We start from the raw sequence: 11885 nt of genomic DNA on the forward strand, positions 1-11885 counted from the left end.
CGTTCCTCATTTAAGGTAGTATTTTTGAAAACAAAAAAAAGAAAAGAAGCCACCCCCATCAGTAAAGACAGAGTTGGTCGCGACCGCTGCGTTTGGCTCGATACAATGCTTGATCCGCACGTTCTTGCGTTTGCTGTAGCAACTCACCCCTTTGCCGTTGTGCGATCCCAATCGACAACGTGATGCTGACCGAATCACCGGCATCCAAGATGATTTCTTGGTAACGGATGCGCTTTTGAATTTTTTCAAGGAGATAAGCAGCAGCCTGTGCGTCTCCTTGAATCAAGATTGCAAACTCTTCCCCACCGATGCGATAGACCGGATTGCTCGCCGTACAGTAGGTCGAAAAAATACGAGCGATTTCTTGCAAAATCACATCCCCGGCACGGTGTCCGTAACGGTCATTGTAATTTTTGAAATGATCGATATCGATCAAAGCGATCGATAAGTCCACATCGGTCGTATCTAGGCGTTGGCGGTCATCTTGAAACTTACGGAAGTTATTCAACTGCGTAAGATCATCGATTTTGACCAATGCCAAAATGCGCTGCATATCATTTACTATCGAGTAAAGGAAAAACGCCAACGTATAGGCGAGAATGCCATAAACTATATAAATTAGGGTCGTTTTTTGAATATCACCCGTCAAATAAAAACCAAAAAGAAAGGAGATAGCGATCAAGTAGGTTATTGATAGGAACAACTCTTGTTTGTCAGTAAATCGCCGTTTGGCCCAGGCATGCAGAAATGTCAGTGTCACCATCAAAAAAAACGTAAGATATAAGTTCAGCCAAGAAGATTTTGATACTTCAAACAAGAAACGCCCTAACGCTAGATTGACCATCGTCGGTACGGTCACCTTCCACCCCAGATATTTCATGGAAAAAGCGTAAAGTAAAAAGCGCAGGTCAAATCGCGTTTCGTATACGACGTAAGAGAAATTCATCATCAGCATCCCCACCACGGTTTCACAAGCAATCGCCGCTGCGATCTGTTTCGCTTTGAATGTCCCTTGACCTACGAAGCCATCACTGATTTTGAATAACAAATAAATATTGATGATAATTGCGCCTAAATTTGCGAGTGTATTGACAACCAGCGTATTTGCCATTTCCTGTGCTTCCTTTCTAAAAAAAAGAACCCTTACTTGCTGATTCGACGGGACAATTCCAGAGACATTTCATTGGAAAAGCGGACAAAGCATCAAGTAAGGATCACTATTTATTATTGACAGTTTTTATCACTCTTGATTTAGAATAATTTACCAGAAATTATACATAGTTTCAATCTTTTTGTTGATATGCGAAGATTCTCAAGATAAATAAAATAATCAAAATGTATATTTTGTAAATAAATAACATTATTTCTTTATTATTACTAACTTTTTGTGCATAAACATTTAATTCTTTGTGAATTTGTGTAAATTATTTTTCCATTATTTTTTTACGTCTCAGGCAAGGTGCACACCCGGTTTCGACCACTTTGTTTTGCGAGATAGAGTGCTTGATCGGCTCTTTCAACGGCTGCCAAGATATCCCCATGACAAACGGTGCTCGCTTCAACGCCGCAAGACAAAGACATCGTCCCTTTTTCAAAATTGGCGACAGGAAACATACTGCTGGAAATGGTTTGACACAGCGTCGTCATCGCAGCTACGGTCTGTTCTTTGACATCCCCTTCGATCACGACACAGAACTCTTCGCCGCCATAACGATAAAAGGAATAGGTCTCGGCAAAATGCGCCTCTAAAAAAGTAGTCGTCCGTGTGGCAAAGGTTCTCAACAGCTCATTTCCAGCGATATGACCATAACGGTCGTTGACCTTTTTGAAGTGATCGAGATCGATCATGGCGATCGTCACAGCCTTTTTCTGTGAAACGGCTTGAAGCAGATCGTGGTTATAGGTCCCATAGTTGAAGCAGCCGGTCAACGCATCGATCTTACTATTCGCTAACTCTGCCAGTACTTGGTATTCTTGCCCCTCAATCAATCGATGCAACCACATGAAACTTGCTAGCAGCACGAAAGAACCAACAAATACTGCCAGCATCGCTTCCCAGTCATAGGTCGTCGTATGATGGACTAGCATCGAAAAACGTGGTGAGAGCAGGCAGGTCAAAAAATACATCATATAAAATTGCTGTTGCGGACGCAGCGACTTGATTTTTGATAAGAGAAAATCAAGGACAAAGACACCGACACCTAATAGCGGTAAATAAAAGGCTTTGCCAATGTCAGAAAAACCGACAAACAGTAAATAGAAAACGACCATACACGGCGTTATCAAAATCAAGATCTTGCCACGATCACCATAGAAAAAATGACTCGCAATAAAAGCAGTTGTGTATTGATAACAGATAAACCCAACTGAATTCATTGAAAAAGAAAGAATAAAATACAAATGCGTAAACGTCAGAATACCAATAATAAAATACTTAAATGGACGAGAAACCGATATTTTTTGCACACTTCGTACAAAAACATCTGCGGTCACCAGTAAACTGGCAATCATCAGCGGCAAACCAAACGCCAAAAGCACGCCTCGTTCTAACATTCCATCACAATCGCTCTCCTTTAGACCATAAATACCCTTGTTGCAAATGCACCCCCATCTCAAGCAACTGGACCATTTTTTCGCGGTTCTCGATCCCTTCAACGATCAGCTCAAGCTGATATTTTTGGGCAACCTTCAACCAACAAGCCAAAAAGCTGAAGCCAATCTCCTCATCAAGCTGAATAAACGGTAACAACGAAAATTTCAAACAATCAACGCTGGCAAGATTGGCAAAGACCAACGAGAGGGTATTTTGTCCGCAACCGATATCATCGACCGCAATCACATAACCATAAGCTTTAATTTTTGCAATGGCTACAGACAAATCAAATGACTCTTGCTGTATGCGTACGGGGTGTTCCGTCAATTCAATCTGCAACTGCGCCTTATAAACAGCCATCGTTTCAAAAAAGGACCACGTAGACTGCCACAGCAGCTGTTGTGGATGTATATTGACACTAAAGCGGGTTTCCGGCTTTTTTTTGCATAAACGCCGCAATTCCTTGGCATACCATCTCATCAATTGCTGATTGCCACTTTCAGTTTGAATCATTGTGCTGAATTCTTGCTGTGGAAATCGGTTGTTCTTCTCGCTACGTAGCAAGACTTCATAGCCATTCACCTCTTGCTGACTTAGCGATTTTACCTGCATGATTGGTTGACACAACAGATAAAGGCGGTCTGTGTTCTCCCAAGTCGTTTCATTTCCCATCTTCGTTAAGCCCCCATCTAGTAAAGTTATCACTTCCGAAAATCGGTAATATTCCTGTCATCGCTCGTTTCTCATGCTATAAAATGGTTCTCTCAAAGGAACTGATTTGCCTAAGTATACCAAACAGAACCAAAAATGCCCAAATATTTTAAATTCTCTGAAAGAAATTTCTGTGAAAGAATCGACTGTGATTTTCCGTTCCACTCCATGCCTGTTTCATAGAAATGCCCCAAAGCAACCATTGCTTTTTTCAATTTCGTAGAAACTAGCTTGTTGAAAGTGGCTTCTTCCATATCAGTCTCCTGTTTCTTTAAGTACTTATAAAAAACACGATTCTTTTTAAATAACAAAAAAACAGCAAGAGTGCTTGCTGTTTTTTTCTACGTATCTCTTTGACTGGGGTAGCTGGATTCGAACCAACGCATGACGGAGTCAAAGTCCGTTGCCTTACCGCTTGGCTATACCCCAATAATGGTGGAGGAGAGTGGATTCGAACCACTGAACCCTAAGGAACGGATTTACAGTCCGTCGCGTTTAGCCACTTCGCTACTCCTCCAAAAGGTTTTTCTCAAACCTGACAATAGTTATAATACCGAAAAAGATAACAAATTGCAAGAGCAAAAAGTAAATTTTTCTAGAAATTATTCATGTAAATTCCATTGACGAATAATCATCTCGATGGCAGCTTCTAAGCTTCTGCTCGAACCTAGATCTTCATCCCCTAAAAAGCTTTGAAATTCTTTTGGTCCAGTTGTTAAAATCTCACCAATGCGTTTTTTTCCGATGAATAATTCATTGACGGTATAGTCTTTGCCATGAATGGCTTTTGTTGTTTCTTCAATACGTACTTCGATATCTTTATTTTTCTTAGACATGGTTGCACCTCTTTCTTTACAGCACCTTCCTATTTTAACAGAAAAGCAACAAAAGAAAAAGAAAATCTCTTCTGGAAATAAAAAAAGTAGCCAATCTTTACGATCAGCTACTTTTTCTTAGATCACTTCTGGTTCGTCAAGACAGCACTCGTCACGGTATAGCCTGCATCGCTTAAAATTTTCTCGATTGCTGCGACTTGCCGTGATTCTACTTGGATCTCAACAACTGTTTTTAGTGCCATCCGATTTACCACAATCGTCAAAATACTCATCTGATGATCCGCAAGGAGTTTCGTCACGTCTGCTAAAACACCCACATGGTCATCCGTGATCTCAATGGACACTCGTGTTCCACCATCGTGGTACCCAGTGATTTTCAAAAAGGCATCGAAAATATCATTGTTGGTAATGATTCCCACTAAGGCATCATCATCCATGACTGGTAAAACCCCAACGTTTTCACTTCGCATCACCGAAATCGCATCCTCTAATAAAGCTTCCGGTTCAATCGTGGTCACTTTTTTCAACATGATATCAGCGACCGTCGTTTTATTTAAGAGATAGTTCATTTCATAAACGCTTAAGCTGGTCGCTTTTGAGGGAGTTGCTTCAGCGATCGTTCCTTCTGTGATCAACCCTACTAATTTGCCATCATCAACGACAGGTAGACGATGGATATCGTGCTGCTTCATCACATCTATTGCATCAAAGATCGGTGTTTGTGAATCGACGGTGATGACCGTCTTCGTCATAAAATCACTTACGCTCATTGTTTAACCTCCTAGATACGCTTTTCTAACTTCATCGCTTGCTAGTAATTCTTCTCCGGTACCTTCTAAAACGATTTTCCCGGTTTCTAATACATAGCCGCGATCGGCAATCGATAAAGCCATTTTCGCATTTTGTTCGATCAGCAGCACAGTCGTTCCTTGCTGCTTGATTTCTTGAATGATGGAAAAAATTTCTTTGATAAAAATTGGCGCCAAGCCCATCGATGGCTCATCCAGCAAAAGCAAGCGCGGTTTTGACATCAATGCCCGCCCCATTGCCAACATCTGCTGCTCACCGCCAGATAATGTCGACGCATCTTGCGAGAGGCGTTCTTTCAATACAGGAAACTTGCGATAAACTTGTTCATAGTCTTCTTTGACACCACTGTCTTTACGCAAGAAGGCGCCCATCTCTAAGTTTTCTTGAACCGTCAAACCGGAAAAGACGTGCCGCCCTTCTGGCACCTGCGACAAGCCGTTTGCGACGATTTTTTGCGGTGCTTCTTTCTCAATTTGCTTTCCTTCAAAAGTGACGGAGCCTTTTGAAGGACGGATCAATCCAGAAATCGTCCGTAAAATCGTGGTTTTTCCGGCACCATTGGCACCAATCAGCGAAACGATCTCTCCTTGATTGACGTGGAAGGAAACATCATGAACTGCTTGGATCATGCCGTAGTGAACACTTAAATTTTGAATTTCCAGCATCAGATTTCCCCTCCTAGATAGGCTTCGATTACCCGTGGATTGTTTTTGATCTCTTCTGGTTCACCGTGGGCGATGACTTGCCCGTATTCCAGTACATAGATCCGTTCGCACACTTCCATGACCAAACTCATATCATGCTCGATCAAGAGGATCGTCAATTGAAAATCTTTTTGGATCTTATAGATCAGCTTTGTCAGTTCTGTTGTTTCCTGAGGATTCATCCCCGCTGCCGGCTCGTCAAGAAACAAAATTTTTGGCTCTGTAGCCAATGCGCGTACGATCTCTAAACGGCGTTGCTCGCCATAAGGCAAATTTTTCGCTAACGTTTGGCTTTTGCCATCCATATCAAAGATCCGTAACAGCTCTAAGGCTTTTTTCTTCATGGATTCTTCGTTTTTGTAATACTTTGGCAAACGCAAGATGCTCGTCAGTAGTCCTTCTTTATGCTTACTGTTCATAGCGATCAAGACGTTATCCATTACGGTCAAGTTTTTAAACAAGCGAATATTTTGGAAGGTTCTTGAAAGGCCTAAATCCGCGATTTTATAAGGCTTCACGCCATTTAAACGTTTTGGCTTACCTTGGGTCTCAAAAAGCACTTCGCCTTCACTAGGCTCATAAACACCTGTCAGGAGGTTAAAGAGCGTTGTCTTGCCGGCACCGTTTGGTCCAATCAACCCGACCAGCTCATTGGTATCTAGATGGAGGTCTACATGAGAAACAGCAGCTAAACCACCGAAGTTTTTCGTTAAGCTTTTAACTTCTAATAGAGGCATCGTTGTCATCCCCCTTTTTTCTAAATTTGTCCAACAGTCCTTTTACGGAGAATTCCCAGGTCCCTAAAAGTCCGCTTGGTTTAAAGATCATGATGATGATCAAAGCCAATGCATAAATGATCATGCGCAAATCAGAGAAGCCTTGCAAGTACATGTTTAAGATTCCTAGCACTACTGCCGAAACAACCGCTCCTGTGGTACTCCCAAGCCCTCCAAAAACGACGATGATCAACACATCGATCGATTTCATAAAACCGTAATCTCGTGGGAAAACCGACTGCTGATAGCTGGCATAAAGGGTACCAGCAATGCTTGCCATCACTGCCCCCATCACAAACGCAATTACCTTGTATTTCGTTGTGTTGACCCCCATCGATTCTGCAGCGATCTCATCTTCCCGAATCGCTAAAGTCGCTCTGCCTGGTCCGCTATGGATAAAGTTTGAAACGACAAGAATCGATAGAACGGCAAAGAGAAAGACGATCTGCCAATTACTGAATTGGGGCAATCCGAAAATTCCAGCAGGACCATTGGTCAAGCCTCGTAGGTTCACCAACAAGATCCGAATGATCTCTGCCACACCTAGGGTAGCGATCGCTAGATAGTCGCCTTTTAAACGGAGGGTCGGAATCCCAACCACTAATGCGACTGCACCTGAAACCAGCATCCCCACCAGTAAACCAGTTAAAAAGCCGCCAAAGGTTGGATTGCTTGCCGACAGGATCGCGCCAGCATAAGCACCGATTGCCATAAACCCAGCATGTCCTAAGGAGAATTGCCCTGAAAAGCCGATGATTAGATTCAAACTGACTGCCAAGATGATATTGATTCCGATATTGACGATGATCGCATCAGAGAACAAATTAATCATTCCGCCATTGTAGGCTGCAAATAATCCAAAATAAAGAATAGCTGCCAGAGCGAGCCAGATTAAGTTGTAACGTAAATTCTTTTTCATTTCTGCCACCTACACTTTCTCTTTGATATTTTTGCCGAGGATCCCAGCTGGACGAACCAACAATATAATTATTAAAATGACATACACTAAAGCATCCTTGTAATCAGAAAAACCAAGCGCTGTCGCTGCTGTCTCCACTAAACCGATCACAAAGCCGCCTAAAGCTGCACCAGGAATGATCCCGATCCCGCCGAGAACCGCCGCAACAAAAGACTTCAGACCAGGAACGACCCCCATTGATGGATCAATGGAATTATAATACAAACCGATCAGCATCCCGCCAGCTGCAGCTAAAGCCGAGCCTAAGGCAAAGGTAAAGGAAATCGTTCGATTAACATTGATCCCCATCAAACGCGCTGCATCTGCATCAACACTTACTGCACGCATCGCTTTTCCCATACGGGTCTTTTTCACGATCAATTGCAAGAGAATCATTAAGGTAACCGAAACAGCCAAAATCAATAACTGGACATTACTTACTTGAACAAACCCGATGGAATAGGTTTTTCGTTCGATTGCTTGCGGAAACGGGCGCACATTGGCAGAAAAGAAAAAAATCATGACATTTTGCAAAAAATAAGAAACCCCGATTGCCGTAATCAATGCCGAAATTCGCGTGGAATTTCTCAAAGGACGATAGGCTAAAAATTCAATCGTTACCCCAAGTGCTGCACTGGCGATCATCGAAATGAATAACGCTGGGAAAAAGCCCAATTGCCATTGATTGATCAAAAAGTAACCGATAAAACTACCAATCATATAAACTTCTCCGTGGGCGAAGTTGATCAGCTTGATGATGCCATACACCATCGTATAACCCAACGCTAACAAGGCGTAGATACTGCCTAGAAACAAGCCGTTGATCAATTGTTGGATCATCATTTCCATATACTCACTTCCAATATCATTTATTATGGTTCTTCTCATTAGAGAAAAGAAACTGAGACAAACACATCAGGTCTGTCCCAGTTTTCACTGCCAAACAACTACAGGTTTTTAAGGTTCCACAGTGTCTGCTGAGGTTTCCTTCCCGTCAGTCAATCCTAAAACAACTGCTGATTTCTCAGGGTTATGATTTTCATCCATTGTGATTTCACCTGTCACGCCGACAAAGTCTTTCAGTTCAGACAAACCAGCTGCAATTGCCAATGAATCTGCTGAGTTTTGATCTTCGATTGCTTGTTTGATCATGTAAACTGCATCATAGGCTAACGCATTAAAAGCAGAAGGTTCTTTGCCATACTTTTCATTGAACGCTGCCACAAAGGGCTCAACTTTGTCGTTTGCTGGTGCTTTGGTAGAGAAGTGACCGGTATAGTAAACATTGCTGACATTTTCTGCACCAGCTGTTTGAACCATTTTTTCATCACCGAATCCATCGGCACCAATGATTGCTTGATCAATTCCTAATTCTCGCGCTTGCTTGATGATCAAACCAGCTTCTGTGTAGTAGCCTGGAATGAACAAGACATCGAAGTCGACATCTTTGATTCTTGTAAGAACTGCTTGGAAATCTTTGTCGCCTTCAGTAAAGTTATCTTCTAAGACAATTTCGCCTGGGTAACTTTCTTTAAATGCTTCCGTCAATCCAATTGCGTAATCACTTGAGTTGTCTCCCAAGATCACGGCTTTTGATGCATCCAAATTTTCAGCCGCATATTTCGCTAAGATCGTTCCTTGGAAGCTATCTTGGAAACAAGAACGGAAGGCAAATTCTTGCACTTTCCCACTAGTATAAGTAATCGCATCGTCAGTACCTGAAGGTGTAACCATTGGTACTTGTGCTCTGGTCACGTTAGGCAAAGCCGCTTTCGTAGCACCAGAAGTTGCTGGACCAATGATGGCTACAACTTTATCATTTGTAGCTAAGTTGGCTGCTACCGTTGCAGCTTCATTGTTATCTGATTTGTTATCTTTCGAAATAATTTCAATTTGTTTTCCAAGAATACCGCCGGCAGCATTGATTTCTTCTACTGCTAAGTCGATTCCTTCTTTTTCAGCCGTCCCATAAGCAGCTACGGCTCCTGACAACTCTAAGTTGGTTCCGATCTTGATGGTATCTCCCTCTTGTTTATTGCCACCTTCAGCAGCCCCGCTGCCATCCGTTGATCCACCTGTTGGTCCAGCGCTACATGCTGTCAACAAAAACAAACTCGCAAACAAAAACGCAAATTTCTTTTTCATAATTTTCCTCTCCTTCACTTCCCCTGAATATGTTATCCAATATACTGAAAAATCTGGAAAATGTCAACGAATTATCAGAATATTTCACCTATTCAGAATTTATTTTTTTTACTAGGAAAAAATAGTGTTTTTAAAACACTGTTCCATCAATAATGGAATCGCTTTTCATTTTTTTGAACAAAAAGAAAAGCAAGCAAAGTTTTTTTTCCTTTGCTTACTTTTTGATCGTTTCGAATTGCTTCATTTTTTGTCAAAAGGACGTTTGAAAACATTACATCAAGATGTTAGCGGCTATTTCGTGGATACAATGCTTGAAAATTGGCTGCCGCCCCAACTAGATTGGCATCGTTGCGATAGTCACATAGCTTGATCAGTGGGACAAAATCATTTAAAGCTTGATCTGCCAACATTTTTTTCAACCGTTGATTCACTTCTTCTAACAAGCCATTTTTGGCACTGACACCGCCACCGATAATGATCACTTCAGGATCAAAAGCAAATTGAATACTGAATAGTCCTTGCGCTAAATAGCGGTAAAATTTATTGACTTCCTCGATCGCAATGGCATCCCCATCTTCTGCACGTTGAAAGACCTCTTCGCCGGTAATTGTGGTTCGATCTACACCAATTCGATCACAATAACGCCAAGCCATCTGAACCGCTGTCCCTAGTTGCGAAAATGTTTTGCCTTGATCCAAAATCATCAACCCAAATTCACCGCCGTATAAATGTGCCCCACGGACTAGCTCACCATTTTGAAACAGGGTACCGCCAACGCCTGTTCCGATCACAACGAAAGCTGCTTGCTGATACTCTTTGCCCGCTCCTTGATAGAATTCAGCCATCCCAGCGCAATTGGCATCATTTTCGATGGTTACTGGTACCCCAAACACTCCTTCGAGTTCAGAGTAGATGTCAAACCCATGGATATAAGGAATCGCACTGATACCGTCGATTCGACGTTCTTGGGCATTGACTGCACCTGGAGCACTGATCCCGACCCCTTCGATCTCTTCGTTTACGCTTGCTCTTACTTGCTGCAACTGGGCTTTCATTTCTTGCCACGTGCTTGGTGTAGTAAATTTGCCTTTACTCACCAAAGAATCCTGTGCCCAGACGCCATATTTTACTGCTGAACCACCCATATCAAAGACTAAAATCGCCATTTTTTTCCCTCAATCCTTTATTATTCTGATACTATCTATTTTACCGTAAGTCCCTGCTTGAAGAAAGCGATTTCCGAGAACAATAAAAAAAACAGCCTAAAATCGCCATAGACTGTCTCTATGGGATTAGAGCTGCTTTTCCAAAATAACTTGATCGATCAACTGCTGCCCATTTTCGAAAATCGGTTCAGCATAGTGAGTGGTGAAATAATTATCCATCCGGTCTTTTTCAACATAGCCTTGCGTTTGGTACAAAGTCAGGGCTGCAGAGGGCAGACTACCAGTTTTGATCACTACAATCGGCCGTTTTGCCCCAAGGTGTTGACTGAGGATTGCTTCTTCGGCAGCTTGCAGCAATTGACGACCAATGCCCATTCCTTGCTTTTCTGGAGAAACGGCCACATTCATAATCTCCCAATTGTTGCCTTGATTTTGATAAACTAGCACACCAATCATTTCTCCAGCTTCTTCATAAACAAGTGTTTGGCTATTATATAGATAGCTTTCTACGACTGCTTTTTCAGGATCTGCATCCAGCAGCAACGCCCAAGGATACGCTTCATTAGAGTCGATTGGACGAATCATGGCTTTTTGGCTCCTTTTTTACATTTTTGTTGATTCCTTTTAACTTTTCCGATAACGGTACGTTGGTTTGACTTTGTCTTGCGTATTTCGTTTTAAAGTAAACGTCTGGGGTACGTAATCTATACCGCCTTTTACAAAGGGATGGCAGCGTAAGATACGAGCTACCCCCATCAAACCTCCTTTGGCTGCGCCATGGACTTGGATCGCTTGGATCATGTATCCTGAGCAAGTCGGATAATAACGACAGCTAGGAGGAAATAATGGGGAAATAAAACGTTGATAGAAACGAACAAAGCCAATCAAAAGTTTACTCATTTCTTGCCAACCTTTCTTTTTATGATCACGATTCAGTGAAGATAGATAGAAAAAACTAGGACTCAGCACGAGGCATAAGTCCTAGTTTGGGGTTACTTCATAAACTCAAAGATATGATTCCAAAGACTTGGAGAGAAGACTTTAAAAGGACTACCGTCGCCAATCACCCCATAGCCAATCATCGTTCCGGCTAAGAACAATAAAATAGCTAATAATATGACGATTAGAATTTTTATCAAGCTAGTTAGAATGTAACGGTTCAACTTCACTTTATTCTCTCCTACTC

Annotated in this window: 15 protein-coding genes and 2 tRNA genes; all 17 read right to left on the minus strand. The window is 42.1% G+C overall.

Annotated features, from left to right (window positions below; all coding sequences use genetic code 11):
- Positions 1–58: 58 nt before the first annotated feature.
- A complete protein-coding gene (locus IGK63_RS11655; protein WP_016612596.1) occupies positions 59–1111 on the minus strand; it encodes a GGDEF domain-containing protein in 1053 nt (350 codons plus the stop codon).
- Positions 1112–1443: 332 nt separating this feature from the next.
- A complete protein-coding gene (locus IGK63_RS11660) occupies positions 1444–2553 on the minus strand; it encodes a GGDEF domain-containing protein (protein ID WP_194199702.1) in 1110 nt (369 codons plus the stop codon).
- Between the two features lie 4 nt (positions 2554–2557).
- On the minus strand, positions 2558–3265 hold the full coding sequence (locus IGK63_RS11665; protein ID WP_005234399.1) for an EAL domain-containing protein: 708 nt from the start codon (positions 3263–3265) through the stop codon (positions 2558–2560).
- Between the two features lie 110 nt (positions 3266–3375).
- On the minus strand, positions 3376–3558 hold the full coding sequence (locus IGK63_RS11670; protein ID WP_086297747.1) for a hypothetical protein: 183 nt from the start codon (positions 3556–3558) through the stop codon (positions 3376–3378).
- A 103-nt stretch (positions 3559–3661) separates the two neighbouring features.
- Positions 3662–3733, minus strand: a tRNA-Gln gene (locus IGK63_RS11675).
- A 4-nt stretch (positions 3734–3737) separates the two neighbouring features.
- Positions 3738–3821 (minus strand) — tRNA-Tyr (locus IGK63_RS11680).
- A gap of 85 nt (positions 3822–3906) precedes the next feature.
- A complete protein-coding gene (locus tag IGK63_RS11685; RefSeq protein ID WP_005228752.1) occupies positions 3907–4140 on the minus strand; it encodes a DUF2969 domain-containing protein in 234 nt (77 codons plus the stop codon).
- A 122-nt stretch (positions 4141–4262) separates the two neighbouring features.
- Positions 4263–4910: a CBS and ACT domain-containing protein gene (locus IGK63_RS11690; protein ID WP_005234394.1), complete on the minus strand. Its 648-nt coding sequence runs from the start codon at positions 4908–4910 to the stop codon at positions 4263–4265.
- A gap of 3 nt (positions 4911–4913) precedes the next feature.
- Positions 4914–5615 (minus strand): ABC transporter ATP-binding protein, encoded by a 702-nt coding sequence (locus IGK63_RS11695; protein ID WP_005234392.1) that lies wholly within the window; start codon positions 5613–5615, stop codon positions 4914–4916.
- Entirely contained in the window at positions 5615–6391 is a 777-nt protein-coding gene (locus IGK63_RS11700; protein WP_008380898.1) for an ABC transporter ATP-binding protein, read from the minus strand. Before IGK63_RS11700 ends, IGK63_RS11695 begins: the two co-directional genes overlap by 1 nt.
- Positions 6372–7349, minus strand: a complete 978-nt coding sequence (locus IGK63_RS11705) for a branched-chain amino acid ABC transporter permease (RefSeq protein WP_005228744.1) — start codon at positions 7347–7349, stop codon at positions 6372–6374. The genes IGK63_RS11700 and IGK63_RS11705 overlap by 20 nt, the downstream gene beginning before the upstream one ends.
- A gap of 9 nt (positions 7350–7358) precedes the next feature.
- Positions 7359–8237, minus strand: coding sequence for a branched-chain amino acid ABC transporter permease (locus IGK63_RS11710; RefSeq protein WP_008380893.1), 879 nt, complete (start codon positions 8235–8237; stop codon positions 7359–7361).
- A gap of 108 nt (positions 8238–8345) precedes the next feature.
- Positions 8346–9533, minus strand: a complete 1188-nt coding sequence (locus IGK63_RS11715; protein WP_008380891.1) for an ABC transporter substrate-binding protein — start codon at positions 9531–9533, stop codon at positions 8346–8348.
- 284 nt (positions 9534–9817) lie between these two features.
- Positions 9818–10699: an ROK family protein gene (locus tag IGK63_RS11720; protein ID WP_005234383.1), complete on the minus strand. Its 882-nt coding sequence runs from the start codon at positions 10697–10699 to the stop codon at positions 9818–9820.
- A 126-nt stretch (positions 10700–10825) separates the two neighbouring features.
- Entirely contained in the window at positions 10826–11284 is a 459-nt protein-coding gene (locus IGK63_RS11725) for a GNAT family N-acetyltransferase (RefSeq protein ID WP_016612593.1), read from the minus strand.
- A 39-nt stretch (positions 11285–11323) separates the two neighbouring features.
- On the minus strand, positions 11324–11599 hold the full coding sequence (gene yidD, locus IGK63_RS11730; RefSeq protein WP_008380886.1) for a membrane protein insertion efficiency factor YidD: 276 nt from the start codon (positions 11597–11599) through the stop codon (positions 11324–11326).
- A gap of 92 nt (positions 11600–11691) precedes the next feature.
- Complete coding sequence (locus IGK63_RS11735; protein ID WP_005228723.1) at positions 11692–11868, minus strand: DNA-directed RNA polymerase subunit beta; 177 nt, start codon at positions 11866–11868, stop codon at positions 11692–11694.
- Positions 11869–11885: the final 17 nt, after the last annotated feature.

Origin of the sequence: Enterococcus sp. AZ040 (assembly GCF_050499185.1) — a bacterium.
Taxonomy (GTDB): Bacteria; Bacillota; Bacilli; order Lactobacillales; family Enterococcaceae; genus Enterococcus_D; species Enterococcus_D entomosocium.